This window comes from Corallococcus sp. CA054B (assembly GCF_003611625.1).
Lineage (GTDB): Bacteria > Myxococcota > Myxococcia > Myxococcales > Myxococcaceae > Corallococcus > Corallococcus coralloides.
This window is the reverse complement of record NZ_RAVY01000098.1, coordinates 15,897-35,159: the sequence shown is the minus strand read 5'-3', so window position 1 is coordinate 35,159 and position 19,263 is coordinate 15,897. Positions and strand designations below refer to the sequence as shown.

At 71.2% G+C, this 19,263-nt stretch carries 16 protein-coding genes; 11 read left to right on the top strand and 5 right to left on the bottom strand.

Annotated elements, in window-relative coordinates:
* Nucleotides 1-149: 149 nt before the first annotated feature.
* From D7V80_RS23065 to D7V80_RS23055, 3 genes are all read left to right on the top strand, one after another.
* Nucleotides 150-953: a prolipoprotein diacylglyceryl transferase gene (locus D7V80_RS23065; protein WP_014400612.1), complete on the top strand. Its 804-nt coding sequence runs from the start codon at nt 150-152 to the stop codon at nt 951-953.
* A gap of 30 nt (nt 954-983) precedes the next feature.
* Nucleotides 984-1,556 carry a class I SAM-dependent methyltransferase gene (locus D7V80_RS23060; protein ID WP_120590199.1) on the top strand — a complete coding sequence of 191 codons (573 nt, stop codon included), beginning with the start codon at nt 984-986 and terminating at the stop codon, nt 1,554-1,556.
* Between the two features lie 244 nt (nt 1,557-1,800).
* Nucleotides 1,801-2,646, top strand: coding sequence for an alpha/beta fold hydrolase (locus tag D7V80_RS23055; RefSeq protein ID WP_233585647.1), 846 nt, complete (start codon nt 1,801-1,803; stop codon nt 2,644-2,646).
* A 16-nt stretch (nt 2,647-2,662) separates the two neighbouring features.
* Here D7V80_RS23055 and D7V80_RS23050 read toward each other — a convergent pair whose 3' ends face one another.
* A complete protein-coding gene (locus D7V80_RS23050) occupies nt 2,663-3,553 on the bottom strand; it encodes a DMT family transporter (RefSeq protein WP_120590197.1) in 891 nt (296 codons plus the stop codon).
* A 16-nt stretch (nt 3,554-3,569) separates the two neighbouring features.
* Nucleotides 3,570-3,851, bottom strand: a complete 282-nt coding sequence (locus D7V80_RS23045; RefSeq protein ID WP_014400616.1) for a rhodanese-like domain-containing protein — start codon at nt 3,849-3,851, stop codon at nt 3,570-3,572.
* An 87-nt stretch (nt 3,852-3,938) separates the two neighbouring features.
* Between D7V80_RS23045 and D7V80_RS23040 the strand changes: the two genes are divergently transcribed.
* Nucleotides 3,939-4,454, top strand: a complete 516-nt coding sequence (locus D7V80_RS23040) for a GreA/GreB family elongation factor (protein WP_014400617.1) — start codon at nt 3,939-3,941, stop codon at nt 4,452-4,454.
* Nucleotides 4,455-4,466: 12 nt separating this feature from the next.
* On the opposite strand, the gene D7V80_RS23035 is transcribed toward D7V80_RS23040, so the two are convergent.
* Nucleotides 4,467-5,990, bottom strand: coding sequence for a HAMP domain-containing sensor histidine kinase (locus D7V80_RS23035; RefSeq protein WP_233585646.1), 1,524 nt, complete (start codon nt 5,988-5,990; stop codon nt 4,467-4,469).
* A gap of 437 nt (nt 5,991-6,427) precedes the next feature.
* Here D7V80_RS23035 and D7V80_RS23030 point away from each other — a divergent pair, with 437 nt between their 5' ends.
* The 3 genes from D7V80_RS23030 (at nt 6,428) to D7V80_RS23020 (ending at nt 12,061) form a co-directional block, all read left to right on the top strand.
* Nucleotides 6,428-9,274, top strand: coding sequence for a PAS domain S-box protein (locus tag D7V80_RS23030; RefSeq protein WP_120590195.1), 2,847 nt, complete (start codon nt 6,428-6,430; stop codon nt 9,272-9,274).
* Between the two features lie 136 nt (nt 9,275-9,410).
* On the top strand, nt 9,411-10,922 hold the full coding sequence (locus D7V80_RS23025; protein ID WP_120590194.1) for a VWA domain-containing protein: 1,512 nt from the start codon (nt 9,411-9,413) through the stop codon (nt 10,920-10,922).
* A gap of 29 nt (nt 10,923-10,951) precedes the next feature.
* Nucleotides 10,952-12,061 (top strand): hypothetical protein, encoded by a 1,110-nt coding sequence (locus D7V80_RS23020; protein WP_120590193.1) that lies wholly within the window; start codon nt 10,952-10,954, stop codon nt 12,059-12,061.
* 10 nt (nt 12,062-12,071) lie between these two features.
* On the opposite strand, the gene D7V80_RS23015 is transcribed toward D7V80_RS23020, so the two are convergent.
* Nucleotides 12,072-12,410 (bottom strand): hypothetical protein, encoded by a 339-nt coding sequence (locus D7V80_RS23015; protein WP_233585644.1) that lies wholly within the window; start codon nt 12,408-12,410, stop codon nt 12,072-12,074.
* 357 nt (nt 12,411-12,767) lie between these two features.
* On the opposite strand from D7V80_RS23015, the gene D7V80_RS23010 reads away from it, so the two are divergent.
* Entirely contained in the window at nt 12,768-13,517 is a 750-nt protein-coding gene (locus D7V80_RS23010) for a sterol desaturase family protein (RefSeq protein WP_120590202.1), read from the top strand.
* Between the two features lie 75 nt (nt 13,518-13,592).
* Here D7V80_RS23010 and D7V80_RS23005 read toward each other — a convergent pair whose 3' ends face one another.
* Complete coding sequence (locus D7V80_RS23005; RefSeq protein ID WP_120590192.1) at nt 13,593-14,531, bottom strand: dimethylarginine dimethylaminohydrolase family protein; 939 nt, start codon at nt 14,529-14,531, stop codon at nt 13,593-13,595.
* A 61-nt stretch (nt 14,532-14,592) separates the two neighbouring features.
* On the opposite strand from D7V80_RS23005, the gene D7V80_RS23000 reads away from it, so the two are divergent.
* From D7V80_RS23000 to D7V80_RS22990, 3 genes are all read left to right on the top strand, one after another.
* Nucleotides 14,593-15,510 (top strand): iron-containing redox enzyme family protein, encoded by a 918-nt coding sequence (locus D7V80_RS23000; protein WP_120590201.1) that lies wholly within the window; start codon nt 14,593-14,595, stop codon nt 15,508-15,510.
* A 160-nt stretch (nt 15,511-15,670) separates the two neighbouring features.
* On the top strand, nt 15,671-16,132 hold the full coding sequence (locus tag D7V80_RS22995; protein ID WP_014400626.1) for a hypothetical protein: 462 nt from the start codon (nt 15,671-15,673) through the stop codon (nt 16,130-16,132).
* Nucleotides 16,133-16,350: 218 nt separating this feature from the next.
* The gene (locus tag D7V80_RS22990) at nt 16,351-19,065 is read left to right on the top strand and encodes an AsmA family protein (protein ID WP_120590190.1); all 2,715 of its coding nucleotides are present in this window, start codon (nt 16,351-16,353) and stop codon (nt 19,063-19,065) included.
* Nucleotides 19,066-19,263 lie beyond the last annotated feature (198 nt).

Sequence of the window (19,263 nt, the reverse complement as noted above, 5' to 3'; positions counted from 1 at the left end):
GGGCCCAAGAGGGCGTCCGGGCGGGGCTTGCGCGCCCGGCGGGCGGTGCGTGGAAAAAGAGGTGGAGGGAAGCCCGGGATGCGCCGATTGTTCGGCTTCCATCCGCCCGGAGTACGTCCGCGCGGATCCCTGGCCTTTCTGGAGCCCCCTTGATTCCCTATTGGCACGCCCCCTCGTTCAAGCTGGGGCCCCTGGAGCTGAACCCCTTCAACGTCTTCGTGGCGGCGGGCATCCTGTTGGCCGCCCGGCTGCTGACGAAGCAGGCGGAGCGCGAGGGCCTGGACCCGAACCCGCTGGCGGACTTCGCGATGTGGGGGGTGGCGGCCGGCATGCTCTTCGGCCACTGGGTGCACCTTTTCTTCTACCACCCGGAGGAGATGTCCAAGAGCCCGTTCCAGATCCTCCGGTTCTGGGATGGCCTGTCCTCCTTCGGCGGCCTGTTGGGCGGCATCCTGGCGGCGGTGGTGTTCTTCCGGGTGAAGAAGCTGCGCTTCAACGACTACGCGGACAGCTTCGCGCTGGGCGTGGCGCCGGGCTGGGCGGTGGCGCGGCTGGGGTGCTTCGCGGTGCATGACCACCCCGGCAAGCTGACGGACTTCTTCCTGGCGGTGCAGTTCCCCAACGGCAACCGGCACGACCTGGGCTTCTACGACGCCATCGTGCTCTTCGCGATCACGGGCCTGCTGTACGCGCTGCGCGACATGCCGAAGATGAAGGGGCGGCTGTTGCCGCTGCTGGCGCTGCTGTACGCGGCGTCCCGCTTCAGCCTGGACTTCCTGCGGGCCACGGACCTGTCGTACGTGGACGCGCGCTACTTCGGCCTGACGCCGGCGCAGTACGGCTGCCTGCTGCTGGTGGCGTATGGACTGTGGGGCCTGTTGCGCAAGCAGGCGCCGAGCGCATCCTCGCAGAAGCCGTCCGCGCCGCAGGGCCGGGTGGAGACGGCGCGGTAGCGTCATCGTTTCAAGTCGGGGGGGTACCGCGTGAAGGCACTGGCGTACGACGCGTTGATGGCGCCGCTGGGCTGGGTGGGGCTGAACGCCGCCCGGCGGCAGCTGGTGGAAGGGCTGTCCGGCAAGGTGCTGGAGGTGGGCGCGGGCACGGGCCTGGCGCTGCCGGGCTACCCGGACTCGGTGACGTCGGTGACCGCGGTGGACGTGGACCTGGGAGCGCTGGTGCGCGCGCGGGCGCGGAAGAGCGGCGTGGCGCTGCTCCAGGCGGATGCGCAGGCGCTGCCCTTCACGGACGGCTCGTTCGACGCGGTGGTGTCCAGCCTGGTGTTCTGCTGCGTGGACGCGCCGGCCACGGCGCTCTCTGAAGTGATGCGGGTGCTCAAGCCGGGCGGCGAGCTGCGCCTGCTGGAGCACGTGCGGGCCCCGAACCCGGCCGTGGCCACCGCGCAGGACCTGCTGACGCCCGCGTGGCACAAGCTGACCGGCGGCTGCCGCCTCAACCGGGACACCTTCCGCCTGGTGGAGGCCACGGGCTTCCACATCCTCAAGCGCGAGCAGCGCCTGGGCGGCGTGGGCGAGCTCATCGTCGCACGGCGGCCTTGAGCCTCCCTCCAGGAGGGGGCTCGTAGGACCCGTCCCGAGGGTCTGTTCCGACCTGTCAGGATGGATTCATACACGGGATGTCAGAGGTCACTTTAGGATGGCGTGCATGCTCGCGGCGGACCTACCCGCCGCGTCCCATTCCGTGAGGCCCTGACGCATGTTGCGCGCCCTTCGACCCCTCCTCGCAGTGCTGGTGTTCGCCGGCTGTGGACCCGACGTCGCTTCGGAGTCCACGTCCGACCTCGTGAGTACTCCGGCCGCCCTGGCGGACTCCGACCGTCACGGTGGCGCCAACCCCCGTGAGGGCTCCGTGCGACTGTCCACCGGCGTCACGCTCCGCTACGTCGAGCAGGGCCGCCAGGACGGGCCCGTCGTCGTCTTCCTGCACGGCTATACGGACTCGCACCACACCTGGGACCTGGACCTTCCGCGCTTCCCGCGCGACTTCCGCATCTACGCGCTGGACCAGCGCGGCCATGGCGATTCATCCCGCCCGGCGTGTTGCTACACGCAGCAGGCGTTCGCGAAGGACGTGGTGGCGTTCCTCGACGCGAAGCGCGTGTCGCGCGCCGTGCTCGTGGGCCACTCCATGGGCAGCTTCATCGCGCAGCAGGTGGCGCTGGACTTCCCCCACCGCGTGAAGGGGCTGGTGCTCGTGGGCTCCGCGCCCACTGTCGCGGGCAATGAGGTGGCCCTGGGCCTCAAGGAGGCCGTGGACTCGCTGACCGACCCCGTGGACCCCGCATTCATCTACGAGTTCCAGGCCAGCACCTTCTACGCGCCCGTGCCGGAGTCGTACCTGGACACGCTTGTCTCGGAGAGCTCCAAGCTGCCCGCGCGCGTGTGGCAGGACGCGCTGGACGGGCTCATCGCGGAGGACCACTCCGCGCGCCTGGGCCGCATCCGCGTGCCCACGTTGATCATCGGCGGGGACCATGACGGCTTCTTCTCCGTGGACGAGCAGCGAGCCCTGGCCCGCGCCATCCGCGGCTCCAGGTACCTGCTCTACCCGGAGACCGGCCACGCGCCGCACGCCGAGCGCCCCCAGCGCTTCGTGAACGACGTGCACCACTTCCTCAACCGCCTGTAGCCCTCCGGGCTCAGGCTCAGGCTCCGGCCGTCCCGGGTTCCGCCGGGCGGCTGGAGTCGCTCCGGGCCAGCACCACCACCGCCACCAGGATGAGCAGGCCGCCCAGGCCCTGCCGCAAGGACAGGCGCTCGCCCAGGAAGATGGCGCCCAGCACCACCGCCATCACCGGCTCCAGCGTGGAGAGCAGCGACGTGTTCACCGGGCCAATGCGCTTGAGGCCCGCGAAGAACGTGAGCATGGCCACCACCGTGGACAGCAGCGCCAGGCCCGCCACCGCGCCCCAGCCTCCCAGCGTCTGGGGAAAGGCCGGGCCCTTCACCAGCATCAGCGCCCCGAAGGCGACCCCCGCGGACAGCGGGACGACGGTGCTCGCCGCGAGCGGCCCCGCCGGCCCCGCCACGCGCGCGCTGGACAGGACGTAGAGCGCGTAGATGACCGCCGACAGCACGCCCAGGCCAATGCCCAGCGGCTTCGCGTCCGGGCCGGGGTCCACCGTGAGCGCCGTCCCGCACAGGGCCAGCCCCACCGCCAGCCAGCGGCGGCGGCTCAGGTGCTCGCGGCCCAGGGCCACCTGGATGAGGGCCACCAGCGCGGGGAAGAGGTAGAGCAGCAGGGCCACCAGCCCGGCGGACGCGTGCTGGAGCGCGATGAAGTAGACGCTGCCCTCCGTGAAGTAGCCCACCGCGCCCAGGCCCACCAGGCCCCACAGGAGGCGGCCCCGGGGCCACCTCCCGCCCTTCGCGACCATCACGCCCGCGAGCACCAGGCCCGCCAGCGTGAAGCGCAGGAAGAGCAGCGTGGGCATGTCCGTGCCCGCCGCGTAGGCCAGGCGCGCGAACAGGCCCAGCGCGCCAAAGGAGGCACCGGACAGGGCGACGAGGAGGAAGCCGGCGGTGCGGGTCCGCATGGCGCGTTGGGCGCGCCTACCAGTTCTTCACGGAACCCAGGTCGAACACGTCCGGGAAGCCGCCCTTGCGCAACAGCTCCGCGGCCACCGCGCTGCGGCCTCCCGCGGCGCAGTACACCACCACGGGCGTGCCCACCGGGCCGACCTCGGAGAGGCGCTGGGCCAGCACCTGCACGGGGATGTTGCGGGCGGCGTCCGGGTGTCCCTGCTGGAACTCCTCCGGGGTGCGCACATCCAGCAGCACCGCGCCCTGGGCGACGAGTTCGTGGGCCTTCTGCGAGCGTTCCTGAGGCGTCATGCACCCCATTCAACCAAAGCCCGGGGCCCCGCCGGGCTGAAAACTGGAGGGCGCCGCACCGGGCGCTACAGTCCTGTAACGATACCCATGCGACTCGACAAGCTCACCCTGCTCCACCAACTGTCCGAGCGGCTCCAGCAGAGCGACCGGCTGGCCCACCGCGCGGAGGCCGATGCCCGCGAGGCCGCCCGCAGCCTCGCCACGGAGTCCGAGAAGAAGGAGGACGGCCGCGCCGCCATCGAGTACGGCAGCCTCGCCACCGGTCAGGCCCAGCGCGCCCGCCGCCTCCAAGAAGAGCTCCAGGCCCTCACCGCCTTCAGCCAGAAGGAGCTGCCCCGCTTTTCGCGCCAGGGGCCCGTGGGCCTGGGCGCCCTGGTGGACTGCAGCACCGAGGACGAGGACGGCTTCGCCGAGCGCACCTTCTTCGTGCTCCCCGCCGGCGCGGGCACCGAACTCACCGGCCCGGGCGGCGACGGCTTCCTCTCCGTCATCACGCCCAGTTCCCCCGTGGGCCGCGCGCTGCTGGGCAAGAAGGCCGGCGACACCGTGGAGGTCACGCTCGCGGGCGAGGTGCGCGAGTGGACGGTGCTGGAGGTCGCCTGAGCTGGCGCCGGCCTACTCGCTCTGGGTGGGCCCCGGCGCCGCGTGCGCGACCAGCCACTCCTCGGGGATGTCTCCCCGGGGCAGCTCCAGGAGGAACGTGGAGCCCTCCCCCGGCGTGCTCACGGCGCTCACCGTGCCGCCGAACGCCTCGACAATCTGGCGCGTGATGTAGAGCCCCAGGCCCAGGCCGCCGTAGTGCCGTTCGCTCACCGCGCGCTCGAAGCGCTCGAAGATGCGCGCCAGGTCGTCCGGCGCGATGCCGATGCCGTGGTCCTTCACGGTGAGCCGCGCCAGCGTGCCCTGCGCCTCCACGCTCACGATGACGGGGTGGCCCGCGCCGTACTTGAGCGCGTTGGACACCAGGTTCGTCACCACCTGCTCCAGCCGCAGCCGGTCCCACCGGCCCACCACCGGCACCGGCGCCTCCAGGCCCAGCTCCGTGCCGGCCTGCGCCGCCGCCGCGGAGAAGCGGTAGAGGATTTCCGCGGCCACGCTCGCCAGGTCCAGCTCCTCCAGCTCCAGCCGCAGCCGGCCCGCGGTGATGCGCGACACGTCCAGCAGGTTGTCCACCAGGCCGGACAGCCGGCGCACCTGGCGCTGTACAACGTCCAGCGCGTCCGCGACGCGGTCCGTGGGCACGTCCTTGCCCTCGCGCGCCAGCACCACCACCTGCTTCTGCAGGAGCTGCACCTTGAGGCTCAGCGGCGTGAGCGGCGTCTTCAGCTCGTGGCTCGCGATGCCCAGGAACTCGTCGCGCTGGCGCACCGCTTCGCGCGCCTCGCGGTACAGCCGCGCGTTCTCCAGGTAGAGCGCGGTGCGGTGGGCCAGCTCCGTGAGGAAGCGCTCCTCCTCCGCGCCAAAAGCGCGCAGCACGTCGGAGCGCAGCACCATCAGCGCGCCCAGCACATTGCCGCGCGCGCCCAGCGGCACGCTCAGGCAGCCGTGCGGCCCCACCTCGCGCAACAGCCGCGCGTGCTCCGCGTCCCGCGCGATGGCCACCACGTGCTCCTCGGACAGGATGGGCAGACGCCCCACCGCCCCGGACGCGAACACCTGGGGCAGCCCGCCCGGCACGGAAGGATCCGGCGGATAGCGCGTGAGCAGGTCGCGCAGCAGCGCGTGCCTTCCCGCGTCCGCGTGCAGTGACGCCGCCACGCGCAGGACTTCATCGCCCACGGCGCCCGTTGTCCGGAGGATGAGCAGGGCACCCTCCCCCAGCGCGGGCACCAGCAGCTTGAGCAGCGGCTCCAGCCGCGCATCCGCGTCCACCGACGTGCCCAGCAGCGCCCCGGCCTCCGCCAGCAGGCGCGACGCATCCAGCATGGACGCGGGCACCGCCTCCACCGCATGCGTGCGCAGGAGCGCCGCGGCCACCTGCCCGTCCCCGGCCCGCACGGGCATTGCGTTGCAGCGCAGCACGGCGCGTGTCCCATCCGGACGGAGCACGTGCCACAGGGACGCGTCCACCGGCTCGCCCGCCAGCGCTCGCGCCAGCGGCGAATCCTGGGGCGGCAGCGGTGTGCCGTCATCCCGCACCCATTCACACCCAGGCAGGCGGGCGTGCTCGATGTGGAGAGGGACCGGAATGCCGAAGTGCGCCGCGGCTTGTGAGTTGAAAACAGTCACACGGCCCGTGCATTCAACGAGCACAACGCCTTCCGCGTCCATGACGCGCGTCGACAGGGGAGGGCCATCCCCATCCGTCACGCAGGCCTCCGAGGCTGAAGAGGTGATGCCGGACATGCCAAGGCTTTCCGCATGCATCATGGTGTCATCTCCGCCTCCCGGGAAGAAAGGAAGACAGGACCCGCAGCCCACTTCATCCTCAAGGACAGGGAATGCTTCCCATCCTCACGCTCTTCCCGCGGGCCCCCTTGCCTGCATGACGGCGATCCTCAATCGTTCGACTGTCTACGTCCGCGCCGTGCACGTTCCGTCCGCACGGCCAAGTTCTTCCACCGCGAGTCCCCTGCATGCAGATGCCGTTCACCCGGCCTGACGGCACCACCCCCACCGAGCGCCGCTTCCGGCAAGTCATCGACACGCTCCAGGAGGTCGTGTTCCAGACGGACACCGCGCGCACGTGGGTCTTCCTCAATCCCGCGTGGACCGAGGTGACGGGCTTTCCCGTGGAGGAGAGCCTGGGCCGCTCCGCGCTGGACTTCGTGCACCCGGACGACCGGGAGCGCACGCTGGAGGTGTGCAAGACCCTGCTCACGCGCGAGCGCGAGTTCGTCCAGCACGAGGTGCGCTACCTCACGCGCGACGGCGGCTTCCGCTGGGTGGACGTCTTCGCGCGGGTGACGGTCGACGAGGACGGCACGCTGCTGGGCATGGCGGGCACGCTCAACGACATCACCGAGCGCAAGCGCACGAGCGACGCGCTCGCCCGGCGCGAGCGCTACCTCACCGCCCTGGTGGACATGCAGCAGCGCCTGCTGTCGGTGTCGGAGGGCGGCGACCTGTACGGCACCGCGCTCGCGCCGCTGGGGCAGGCCTCTGGTGCCAGCCGCGTCTACATCTTCGAAACCCACACCAACGCGCAGGGCGTGCTGCTGTGCAGCCAGCGCGCGGAGTGGTGCGCGCCCGGGGTGACGCCGGAGATCGACAACCCGATGCTCCAGGGGCTGCCGTTGAAGCCGGACCTGGGGCGCTGGCTCCACCTCCTGGAGCGCGGCGAGGTCGTCACCGGGCGCGTGGCGACCTTCCCCGCCAGCGAGCGGGCGCTGTTGGATCCGCAGGGCGTCCTGTCGATCCTGGTGCTGCCCTTGCGCGTGCAGGGCCGGCTGGTGGGCTTCGTGGGCTTCGACAACTGCTACGAGGCGCGCGAGTGGGACCGGCTGGAGGTGGACCTGTTGTCCGCGGCCAGCGGCGCCATCTCCGTGTCGCTGGAGCGCCGCGCGTCCGAGCGGGCGCTGCGCGAGCACGAGCACCGCTTCCGCCAGCTCGCGGAGAACGCGTCGGACGTGCTGTACCTCTACCGGCGGGCAGCACCGCGCGGCTTCGCGTACGTCAGCCGCGTGGCGCACGCGAAGCTGGGCCTGGGGCCGGAGGCGCACTACGCGGATCCGGAGCTGTGGTACCGGCAGGTGCACCCGGAGGACCGGGCCGCGCTGGAGCAGCTGTTGGAGTCGCCCCAGTCCGTGGACGGCGCCACGGTGGAGCTGCGCTTCCTGCGCCCCGACGGCAGCCTGCTGTGGCTGGAGCACGTGGTGGCGCCGGTGACGGACCCCGCGGGCCACGTGGTGGCGGTGGAGGGCCTGGCGCGCGACATCACCGAGCGGCGGCAGGTGGAGGAGGCGCTCAAGCGCTCCGAGGCCAGCCTGCGCGCGCTGATGGAGGGCTTCCCCGACCCCGCGGCCATCGAACAGGACGGCCACATCGTCTACGCCAACGCGGTGCTCGTCACCACGCTGGGCTTCGCGCGCGCGGAGGAGCTGGTGGGCCGCCGGCTGTCGGAGTTCCTGGCGGACGTGCCGGGCACGGGCGTGGCGTCCGGGGACAGCACGCCGCTCACCAGCGAGCGGCGCCTGGTGCTGCGCGACGGGCGCACGCGCGTGGTGGAGCTGGCGAGCCTGCCCCTGCGCTTCGACGGTCAGCCCGCGGTGGTGTCCATCGCGCGCGACGTGACGGAGCAGCGCCAGCTGCAGGCGCGGCTGACGCTGGCGGACCGGCTGGCGTCGGTGGGCACGCTCGCGGCGGGCATCGCGCACGAAATCAACAACCCCCTGGCCTTCGTGGTCTCCAACCTGGGCTTCCTGTCGGACGAGTTCCGCCACCACCTGTCCCCCGGCCCCGGCGTGCGCGGCGTGCGCCCGCCGGACGTGGCGGAGTGGCAGGAGGTGCTGGGCGAGGCGTGCGAGGGCGCCGAGCGCGTGCGGCAGATCGTCCGCCAGCTGAAGACGTTCTCACGGCCGGATGAAGAGCGCATGACGCCGGTGGACGTGCACGCGGTGCTGGACTCGGTGGTGATGATGGCCGCCAATGAAATCCGGCACCGCGCGCGGCTGCGCCGGGACTACGGCACCGTGCCGCAGGTGATGGGCAACGAGGGCCGCCTCTGCCAGGTGTTCCTCAACCTGGTGGTGAACGCGGCGCAGGCGATTCCGGAGGGCTCCGCGCACGACCACGAGGTGGTGCTCGTCACGCGCGTCTCCGGAGAGCAGGTGGTGGTGGAGGTGCGCGACACGGGCAGCGGCATCGCGCCGGAGGTGCTGGGGCGCATCTTCGATCCGTTCTTCACCACCAAGCCCGTGGGCGTGGGCACCGGCCTGGGGCTGTCCATCTGCCACGGCATCATCACGGGGCTGGGTGGCGACATCCAGGTGGACAGCACCGTGGGCAAGGGCAGCACGTTCCGCGTGGTGCTGCCCGCGCCCCAGCCCGATCCGGTCGTCCGTTCGCCAGAGGCTCCGCCGCCGGACGCGCCCGTGGTGCCGCGAGGCCGCGTGCTGGTGGTGGACGACGAGCCCGCGGTGGGCCGCGTGCTGCAGCGGTTGTTGCGCGGCCATGACGTGGAGGTGGCCACGAGCGGCCGCCAGGCGCTGGAGCGCATGTCGCGAGCGCCGGGCTTCGACGCGGTGCTGTGCGACGTGATGATGCCGGACCTCGCCGGCCGCGACGTGTACGAGGCCGTGCGGCGCGCACACCCGGGCCTGGAGCGCCGCTTCGTCTTCGTGTCCGGCGGCGCCTTCACCGCGGGCGCGCGCGAGTTCCTGGAGCACATCCCCAACCCGCTCCTGGAGAAGCCCTTCGACGAGGCGCGCGTGCGCGGCGCCGTGGAGGAGCTGGTGCGGCACGGTCCGCCGGACGCCGCCTGACACCGCGGGACCGCGGGGACAGGTCCCTCCATCGGTCATCGGGAGGAGGGTCCTCCCGCTGACCGATGCGCCCGCATGACGGGTCTGCGAGCGTGTGCTCGTCCGCTCGCACCCCTTGGGGGAAGGTCCGTCGCGCATGAACCGCACCAAACTGTTGCTGACCCTCGCTGGCCTGCTGTTCGTGGGCGCGCTCGCGCTCGACGCGCGCTCGTTCTTCGCGAAGACCTCGTCGCACCCGCCGGTCGTCTCCGAGCCCGCCTCCGGCCGGCTCCCCAACGGGCACCTGCACCGGCTCCCGGCCACGGCCGTGGACCAGACCCACACCGTCATCCAGCCGGGTGAAGCCCCCATCAACGGGGTGCTGCCCGTCGTCCTGGGCCAGCCCGCGTCCGGCAAGGCCGGCCCGGTGGAGCTCACGGGCAAGCTGTCCGGCGCGTACGTGAAGACGGGCCCGGGTGAGGCCTTCGCCGTGTTCGAGCTGTCGGCGCGCATGCCGGAGAAGGTCCAGCGCGTGCCGGTGAACCTGGCGCTGGTGGTGGACCGCTCCGGCTCCATGGATGGCTCCAAGCTGACGGACGCGAAGCGCGCCGCGCAGGAGCTGGTGCGGCAGCTGCGCGACGGGGACCGGCTGGCGCTGGTGCACTACGGCTCCGACGTGAAGGTGGTGCCCAGCGTGGAGATCAACAACACCACGCGCCGCGAGCTGTTGAGCACCATCGACGCCATCCAGGTGAACGGCGGCACGAACATGAGCGGCGGACTGGTGGCGGGCGCGGAGGCGGTGCGTGCGTACGCGAAGCAGTACCGGGTGACGCGCACCATCCTGCTGAGCGACGGCGAGCCCACCGAGGGCGTGACGTCCAACGCGGGCCTCTTCTCCGAGGTGGGCAGGCTGCGCGAGACGGGCATCACCGTGAGCGCGCTGGGCGTGGGCAGCGGCTTCAACGACACGCTGATGCGCGGCATGGCCGAGCGCGGCGGCGGCTTCTCCGGCTTCGTCAGCGACTCCTCGGAGCTGGCCGCCATCTTCACCCGTGAGCTGGAGCAGGCCGCCAGCACCGTCGCGCGCAACGTGGGCATGGCGCTGACCCTGCCGCCCGGCGTGAGCGGCGTGGAGGTGATGGGCCTGCCGTCCACCCGCGAGGGCAACGCCGTGCGCATCCCCCTCTACGATTTGACGGGCGGCCAGTCCGCGCGCGTGGTGGTGAAGCTGACGCTGGACGCGCCCGCGAACGCGGCGGAGATGAACGTGCTGGACGCCGCGGTGTCGTACGTGGACGTGGCGGCGGACCTGCCGTCGCAGGTGACGCTGGCGCTGGGCGCGAAGGTGACGAACGACGTGCAGGTGGTGCACGCGAACCTGGACCGCGATGTGCGCGTCCATGCCATCCGCGCGTTGGGTACCCAGCAGCTCCAGGCGGCCGCGGAGCAGATGCAGAGCGGCAACCGCGAGAGCGCGCTCAGCTTCCTGACCAACGCGCGTAAACTGTTCGGCGCTTCGGCGTCCGCGCTCTCGGGGGAGCTTGCGGACCTGGACAGGACCCAGGCAGCCTATGGCAACGCCCAGAGTGACTCCGAGGTCCGCGAAGAGGCCCTCAACCTCAAGAAGAAGACGATGAAGAACTTCGGGCAGAGCAACAGCTACTAGTCCCCCCGCGGTACGGAACCCGGTGCGCCATGTCGCTCTCCATCCAACTCATCCGGCGGGAGGACTTCGAGTCGCGCTGCCTCTACGCGCTCGTGGGCGCCGGGGCCATGGCGATGGTGGCCGGCGTGGCGCGGCAGGTGCTGCGCGTGCCGGTGGAGCCGGGCTACTTCGCGCTGATGGCGGCGGCCATCACCGCGGTGAAGCCGAAGGCGGCGGAGAACCTGCTGGTGCGCGCGGGCATGGTGCTGCTGCCCGCCCTGCCCTATGTGCTGGGGCTGGCGTCGCCCTGGACACATGCTGTCGCGGGCGCCATCGCCGCGGGGCTCCTGGCGTGGCGAGGCAACGGGCGCGACAGCGTGGGCACGCCGCTCCAGGTCGCGCTGTGCGCCGGGGCCGCGGCCGTCACCACCGCGCTGGGCCTGTACGTGCACCAGGTGCTCGACGCGCGCTTCCTCCCGGCGTGGGGCTACTTTCCGTTGATGGTGGACTACGCCGTGGTGGCGCTGTTCTGGAGCATCAGCACGCTGCCGGCGAACCTGGCCATGGACCTGGACGCGGTGGCCACCCGGGGCATGCGCCTGGAGGCCACGCTCTCCGGTGAGGTGCGCGGCCTGGTGGCCCGGGCGCTCACCCTCTACCGCCAGTGCCAGGAGGAGGCGCGCAAGCTGGCGCGGGGCCCGGGGCTGGAGAAGCTCCAGGCCGTGCTCGGCAAGCTGGCCCGGGACGCCTTCACCCTGGCCGAATCCCACACGGAGCTGGAAGCGCGGCTGACCTCCGCGTCCCAGGGGAGCGTGGACTCGCAGGTGCAGGAGTTGAAGAAGCGCGCCCAGGACGCGCAGGACGGCGTGGCCCGCCGCCAGCTGGAGCGCGCCGCCGCGTCGCTGGGTGAGGAGCTCAACCACCTGGATGCGCTGTCGCGCCGCCAGGAGCGCCTCTTCGCGCAGCTGCACGCCCAGGTGGCCCTGCTGGAGCGGGCCCGCGTGTGCTTCATCGGCGCCCGCGCCGCGTCCCCCCTGGGGGGCAGCGGCGGCGGCGACCAGGTCCAGGCGCTGGCGGACAAGCTCTCCGCCCTGGACCTGGAGTCCTCCGGCCCGGAGGGAGCGGCGCAGGTCGCGCGGGCTCCCGCGGTCCGCTCCTGAAGGCCGCGCCCTACTTCGCTGACGCGCGCGTGGAGGCGCGGGTGCGCTTGCGCGCCGGAGCCGCGGCCTTCTTCGCGGTGACGCGAGGCGTGTGCAGCTCGCTGGCGATGCGCTGCTCGATCTCCTCGCGCGTGCGGCGGCTGACCTCCAGCGCGGCGTTGATGCGCTCGCGCACGATGTCGGCCTGAGCCTCCGCGGCGGCGCGGTACTCCGCGATGTCCCGGCGCAGCTCCAGGCGGCCCTCGCTGGGGGCGCCTCTCGCCGTCTTCCGGGTGGCCGTCTTCCGCCGCGCGGGGCGTTCCCCCGCCTGGGTCCCACTGTCCTGTTGTCCCTGTGCCTTGCGCGCCATCTGTCTGCCCCCTCGCGCGATCGCCCGCGCCTGTGGGCGGAAAGGTGGGGTGTGGACTTCCCGCACGGAAGCCCGGCCCCGGGTCGGATGTAGGGCGGGCAGCCGGACAATGTGCGGGCGCGGCAACAGAGGAGCTTCTCAACGCCTCCAGGAAGGCGCTAAGAGAGCGCTCACCGTTCCTGGGCCAAGGGGCCCCTTGACTGATAGCTCAGGAACTCCGCATCACCCCAAGGGCCGGGATGCGAGCAAGCCTTCGAGCCCCGCGCACCCCGGCAGCCCGGGACCCGCGGCGGAGCGGATAGTGAGGGAATCCCCGTGGCGGTCTCTTTCCTGAACCGGAAGCACAACCTGGACCGGATGTCGCTGCGCGACCTGGTCTACTCGTTCTTCACCTACTACGCCGTCGTCGCCTACATCCTCATCGGCATCACCTGCATCGTGTTGTCGGTGAAGTGGTTCGAGGCGCCGGTGCGCATGGGCGCGGCGGTGCTGCTGGCCACGGTGGCGTACCCGTTCGGCTGGTACCTCATCCACCGGTACATCCTGCACGGGCGCTTCCTCTACAAGTCCGCGGCGACGGCGGTGACGTGGAAGCGCATCCACTTCGACCACCACCAGGACCCGCACGACCTGCGCGTGCTCTTCGGTGCGCTGCACACCACGCTGCCCACCATCGCGCTGGTGCTCACGCCCATCGGCTACCTCATCGGCGGCCGGTCCGGCGCGGCGGCGGCGCTGGGCTGGGGCATGGTGACCACGTGCTTCTACGAGTTCTGCCACTGCATCCAGCACCTCAACTACGCCCCGCAGCAGAAGTGGCTGAAGGACATCAAGCGCCTGCACATGTCCCACCACTTCCACAACGAGCAGGGCAACTACGGCATCACCAACTACTTCTGGGACCGCGTGTTCGGCACGCTGTACGAGAAGGCCTCTGACAAGCCCAAGAGCCCCACCGTCTTCAACCTGGGCTACACGGCGGAAGAGGCGCAGAAGTACCCCTGGGTGGACAAGCTCTCCGGCGGCACCCGCGGTGACGGTCACCCGCGCCGCTTCCAGCAGGCCGAAGCGCTGAGCGCACCGGAAGTCCCCAGCGAACAGTCCTGAGTCTTCCTCCCCGCTTCACCCCGGACCTCCCCGCGCGCTCTGTCGCCCGGGGAGGTTCTTCGTTTTCACCGCACGTCACGCGGAGAGCGGCTGGGCCACGTCCTGCTGCTGCTCCTCGCGAAAGCGCCGGGCGGACAGGGGCGGCAGGGTGTGCACGCGCGCCACGAGGCACGCCGCGCTGCCGCCGGCCAGGTGGAACTGATCCAACCTCACGCTGACGGGCCGGCGCCCCAGGCCGCGCAGCACCGCCTCCACTCGGGGGACGCGCGCGCCGACGATGACGGTGTTGCCCACCTCCACCAGGTTGAGCCCGAACGCGAGCGCGTCCTCCCGGGCGATGGGAATCACCTGCTGGATGCCCTCCGTGCGCTCCAGCATGCGCAGCGACTCCGGCGTGAAGGCCTCCAGACACACCAGCGCGGTGCCGTCGGACAGGACGGTGAGCGCGGTGTCCAGGTGGTAGAGGTACGGGTCGCACAGCTCCAGCGGAGTGACGGGCGCGGCGAGGAAGGCCTCCAGCACGCCCGCGGCGCGCGGCGTGGAGCGCATGCCCCAGCCCAGGAGCGCGCCCCGGCCCGCGGGCAGCATGGCCACGTCGCCACCTTCGATGTGCACGCGCGGCGGCTCGATGACGTCGAAGCCGCGCGCGGCCAGCCACCGGGAGCGCGCGAGCTGCTCGCTGCGGCGCTGGCCATGGCGCATGGTGGCGAGCAGGGCGCGCAGCTCGCCTTCCTGAGAGACGAGCACCGCGTTGTCCTTGGCGAACACGGAGTCGAACGCGCCGTGGACGAAGGGCAGCTCGAAGAAGCCCGCGCCTGCTTCACGCAGGACACGCAGGAACTCGCGGTGCTGCGTGCACGCACGGCGCCACGCGACAGCCCCGGGCTTCATATGAGGGTTGATGTTCCATGCGACCTGATACGCGCAGTCGCGGGAGCGGACGTGGTCCTTCTCGCAACGCACCTGACTGACGGCGAAGGTGGCGGGAGCGATGTGGCCGGTGTGCAAGGTCATCCCCATACATGTGACCGGAAGGCACTCCCGCCTTCCGGTATGTGTAGAGAGGGTGCGCACCATGAGCGGGCTTGGCGAGGTGGCTGGGGAAGCGGGGACGGAGGACGCACGCCTGTCCGAACGGCTTCACCGGACCCTCTTGCGCTTCAACCAGGCGCGACTGGCTCCGGGGTTCCCCACCGAGGGCTGGCGGGCAGCCGTGCAGGAAGAGACGCAGTTGCGCTTGCTCGAAGGCGAATATGTGGAGGCGGAGCGGAGGCGCATCGCGGCCTGGGCCGCGGAAGCACCGGAGGACGCGGACGGATTCATCGCGTGGTTCGAGGACCTGAAGGAGTCCGGTCCCGGACAGCATGATCCGCTGTTCCCGTGGCTCGCCACGCAGGCCACGCGTGAACAGATGGACTGGTTCCTCACGCAGGAGGTCGCGGGCGAGGCGGGCTTCGACGACCTGGTGGCGCTGACGCAGCTGCAGCTGCCCACGCGGGCGAAGCTGGAGCTGGCGCGCAACTATTGGGACGAGATGGGCCGCGGGCGCGAGGACGCGATGCACGGGCCGATGCTCGCGGAGATGGCCCAGAAGCTGGGGTTGAAGCCCACGGACGAGGACACGGTGTGGGAAGCGCACGCGCTGGCGAACCTGCTCTGCGCGTTCGCGTTCAACCGCCGCTACACGTACCACGCGGTGGGCGCGCTGGGCATCGTGGAGGAGACGGCGCCGGGCCGCACCGCGTGCGTCAACGAGGGCCTCAAGCGTCTGGGGTTCGACATGCGCGTTCGGCGCTATTACGCGCTGCACTCCACGCTGGACGTGAAGCACTCCGAGACCTGGAACAAGGAGGTGCTGCGTCCGCTGGTGGAGGCGAACCCCGCGTGCGCGCGGCCCCTGGCGGAAGGAGCGCTCTTGCGACTGATGGCGGGCGCGAGGTGCTTCGAGCGCTACCGCCACGAGCTGGGCCTGGACCTGAAGTCGCTCAGCTGAAGCAGCGGAGCCTGGCCGTCCTTCCCCCCGGGACCTTGCGCGTGTGCGCTGGGCTCGGGGGTGCGTTTCCCGAAGGACGGTCCGCCCGGGGCCGGGGATGCGCCGGAGCCAGGGCGGGCGCCAGCTTGGGGCGTTTCCGAAGGCCGAGCTGGAGGTCCCGATGTCCCTGTTCCGATGCATCCCCGCCGCGCTGCTGCTCCTGACGGCGTGCGCTTCCCCGGGCACGTCCATGGAGGAGGTGATGCGCCGCACCGCCCCCCTGATGCCGAAGCGGCCGGATCCGCTGACCTACGGCACCCGGCCGGAGAACCCGGTGCGGGTGGGCTGGGGCGACAAGGGCGTGATGGCGTACTTCAAGCTCTTGCGCGGCCCTCAGGGCCAGCCGGTGGCGTGGCGCCGCATGGGGGACTGCTGCGAGTTCACCGAGGTGGATGGCCAGGGCAATGGGAAGGGCCGGCTGTCCATCTTCGAAGTGACGTACGACGGGCTGGACACGCCGGTGGTGCTCTACGTGGACGCCTTCACCGGCGGGAACGTGTACGCGCCCTGGGGCTTCCTGCTGGAGGGCCAGGGCGACACGCCGCCGCCCTCCGGGACGGAGCCGGAGGTCATCGACCTGTAGGGGCCGCCCGCCAAACTCCTGAATCCGCGAAGTCGTGGGGACTCAAGCGACCCCCTTCCGAGCGGGGCCCGTCGTGCCTAGATGCAAGGGTCGACAGGAGTGTGACTTTCCCCCCGGGTGTTGACCGTCACGCTTAAGACCTCCGCTCGTGCATGGGAGGTGCGGCCCTCTTGGCGCTGCGCTAAGCGTTCGATCGCTCTCCCGACGGAGGAGGAACCGTGGCGGCTGTGAAGAAGAAGCGTTGGCCATATGTGCTGGGAGGCATCCTCGTCCTCCTGATCGCCATCGTGGCGGTGGTGCTGTGGCGCCTGGACGCCATCCTGCTGAAGACGGCGCGCGACCAGGCCGCGACGTACTCGCAGAAGCTGGGGCGCCCCATCGAGATTGGTGACGTCTCCACGAAGCTCTTTCCCTACGTGGGCGCTCGCATCCAGAACGTCAGCGTGGGCGCCGCCGAGGGCGAAGACGTACCGCTCGCGGAGGTGAAGGACGTGACCGTGAGCGTGGCGGCGATGCCGCTGCTCACCTCCAAGGGCAAGGACATCCGCGTGCAGGACGCGGAGGTGTCCGGGCTCACCGTGAACGTCCTCCGCCTGGCGGACGGCACCACCAACGTGCAGCGTCTCCAGGAGAAGCTGGCCGCGCAGCAGCCGAAGGAGGAGACGCCGGAGGAGGAGACGCAGCCCACGGACCTGTCGGGCGTGCACGTGGAGCGCGCGGCGCTCACCGACGGCGTCATCCGCTTCGTGGACCGCTCGGGCGGCGCGCAGGCGCGCGAGCTGGCGGTGAAGGACCTGGACATCGAGGTGAAGGACCTGCGCGTGGGCCAGCCGCTGAAGGTGGACCTGGCGGCGGCGGTGCTCGCGGACAAGCAGAACCTGAAGATGACGCTCGCCGCGGCGCCGCTGCCGGCGACGCTCATCCCCACGCCGGAGCAGGTGACGCTGAAGGCGGAGCACATCGACCTGTCGCCCTTGGGGCCGTTCCTGCCCCCGGACGTGGGGCTGCAGGCAGGCACGCTGGACGCGGACTGGAAGGCGGACCTGGGCGGCGCGGTGCCCGGCGGCAAGGGCCCCACGAAGCTCGTGGGCGTCATCAAGGCGCTGGGCATGAAGTTCGCCGGCTCGGAGGGCGGCAAGGCGCTGGACGTGGTGCTCGACACGGACGTGACGGGCGACATGGCCACCGGTGACCTGGCGCTGGACAAGCTGAACCTGAACCTGGGCCCCGCGGCCATCACGGGCAAGGGCAAGGTGAAGGGGCTGCTCACGGACAAGCCCGCGGTGGAGGGCCTCGAGCTGGTGGGCCGCAACCTGGACCCCGCCGTGCTCGCCGAGTACTACCCGCCGCTGCGCAAGCAGCTCAACGGGATGATCGCCGGCCCCATTGGCCTGGACGTGCGCGGCAGCGGCACGCAGGAGGCGCAGGCCATCAACATCGCGGTGGACCTGACGCCGGTGCGGCTGCGGGTGCCGGATCAGCTGACGAAGGAAGCCGGCGGCGCGATGAAGCTGAACGCGACGGTGACGGGCGCGGCGGCGAGCGGCGGCGCGCTGCGCTTCGACGCGAAGGCGGACCTCAACGGCGTGGACATGCGGCCGGGCCTGCTGGTGAACAAGGCGCCGGGGCAGCGGCTGGAGGTCGCGGCGGCGGGCACGTACGCGCCGGCGAAGACGGGCAGCGGGATGACGGTGAACGTCACCCGCATGAGCCTGGGCGCGCTGGAGGACACGGTGACGGGCACCGCCACGGTGACGCTCGCGGGCACGGGCAAGAAGGCGACGACGACGTTCAAGGCGGACGTGAAGGCCGCGAAGCTGGATGCGGAGAAGTTGTTGATGAGCGAGGAGGAGGTCCTGGCGCGTAACGGCGGCAAGCCCCCGCCGGAGCCGCCACCGGGAGAGGCCAATCGCTTCAACGGCTACCGGGGTGACATCCAGTTCGCCATCGCGTCCTTGCGCTACACGGCGATGGACCTGACGAACGTGACGGGCGTCGTGAAGATGGTGGACGACCTCATCACGGTGGAGAAGTTCTCGACGGGCATCTACGGCGGCAAGGTGGTTGCGGACGGGACGACCATCCGCCTGGGGCCCGCGCCGGAGGCCCGGCCCTTCACCGCGAAGGTGCAGGTGCAGGGCCTGGAGGTCGCGCAGGCGCTGGCGGCGCGCACGCCGAAGCAGGTGTTGACGGGCAAGTTCAACGGCAACGTGGACGTGCAGGGCGTGGGCTACACGCCGGAGAAGCTCCAGCAGACGCTGCTGGGCGGCATCAGCGGCAACCTGCTGGAGGGCACCTTCCTGGGCAAGGACCTGGTGTCGTCCGTGACGGGGCCGCTGGCCAAGGCGGTGCCCTTCGCGAAGGCACTCAAGAGCGGCGACGTGACGTCGCTGGGTGGGGACCTGCCCTTCAGCGTGACCATCAAGAACGGCGTGGCGCAGCTGAGCAAGCCCATCACCTGGACGCGGCCGGAGGCGGCGATGAGCTTCGACGGCGGCATCAAGCTGGACGGTACGCTGGACCTGACGGGTGGCGTGTCGCTGACGCCCGCGACCATCAAGACGCTGACGGTGGGCAAGGTGACGCCGACGGAGGCCATCCCGGTGGGGCTGAAGATTACAGGCAAGGCGTGGAGCCCGGAGGTGACGGGCATCGACGTGAAGCCGGCGGCGACGACCATCCTGAAGCTGGCCGGAGGGGCCGCGCTGAGCGGCGTGCTGGGTGAGAAGGGCAAGGCCGTGGAGGACATCCTCACGGGCGGTCAGGACAAGGCCAAGGCCGAAGCGGAGGCGAAGCGCCAGGAACTGGAGGCGCGCGCCAACGAGGAGAAGAAGAAGCTGGAGGAGCAGGCCCGCATCGAGCAGGAGAAGGCCAAGCAGCGCGCCGAGGAAGAGGCGAAGAAGCGCCTCAAGGGCATCTTCGGCGGGAAGTAGCCGCCGCTCGGGTTCGAGCAGCACTCGCGCCGCGAGGTTCCTCCGGGAGCTTCGCGGCGTTCGTGTGTCCGGGGTCTGGCGTAGGCTCACTGCCATGTCCCACCGGCTCACACGCATCCAGGCCGAGGGCCTGCGCTCGCTGCGCGACATCGTGCCTGCGCCGCTTCACGGACAGCCAGTGGCGCGTCGTCGAAGAGG

Excerpts from the sequence above, each read along its gene's own strand:
- D7V80_RS23015 (WP_233585644.1), bottom strand. The coding sequence starts at position 12,410 with ATGGCGCGCAAGGCACAGGGACAACAGGACAGTGGGACCCAGGCGGGG.
- D7V80_RS23025 (WP_120590194.1), top strand. The coding sequence starts at position 9,411 with ATGAACCGCACCAAACTGTTGCTGACCCTCGCTGGCCTGCTGTTCGTG.
- D7V80_RS23000 (WP_120590201.1), top strand. The coding sequence starts at position 14,593 with ATGAGCGGGCTTGGCGAGGTGGCTGGGGAAGCGGGGACGGAGGACGCA.
- D7V80_RS23045 (WP_014400616.1), bottom strand. The coding sequence starts at position 3,851 with ATGACGCCTCAGGAACGCTCGCAGAAGGCCCACGAACTCGTCGCCCAG.
- D7V80_RS23005 (WP_120590192.1), bottom strand. The coding sequence starts at position 14,531 with ATGACCTTGCACACCGGCCACATCGCTCCCGCCACCTTCGCCGTCAGT.
- D7V80_RS23030 (WP_120590195.1), top strand. The coding sequence starts at position 6,428 with ATGCAGATGCCGTTCACCCGGCCTGACGGCACCACCCCCACCGAGCGC.
- D7V80_RS23020 (WP_120590193.1), top strand. The coding sequence starts at position 10,952 with ATGTCGCTCTCCATCCAACTCATCCGGCGGGAGGACTTCGAGTCGCGC.
- D7V80_RS23010 (WP_120590202.1), top strand. The coding sequence starts at position 12,768 with ATGTCGCTGCGCGACCTGGTCTACTCGTTCTTCACCTACTACGCCGTC.
- D7V80_RS22995 (WP_014400626.1), top strand. The coding sequence starts at position 15,671 with ATGTCCCTGTTCCGATGCATCCCCGCCGCGCTGCTGCTCCTGACGGCG.
- D7V80_RS23040 (WP_014400617.1), top strand. The coding sequence starts at position 3,939 with ATGCGACTCGACAAGCTCACCCTGCTCCACCAACTGTCCGAGCGGCTC.
- D7V80_RS23050 (WP_120590197.1), bottom strand. The coding sequence starts at position 3,553 with ATGCGGACCCGCACCGCCGGCTTCCTCCTCGTCGCCCTGTCCGGTGCC.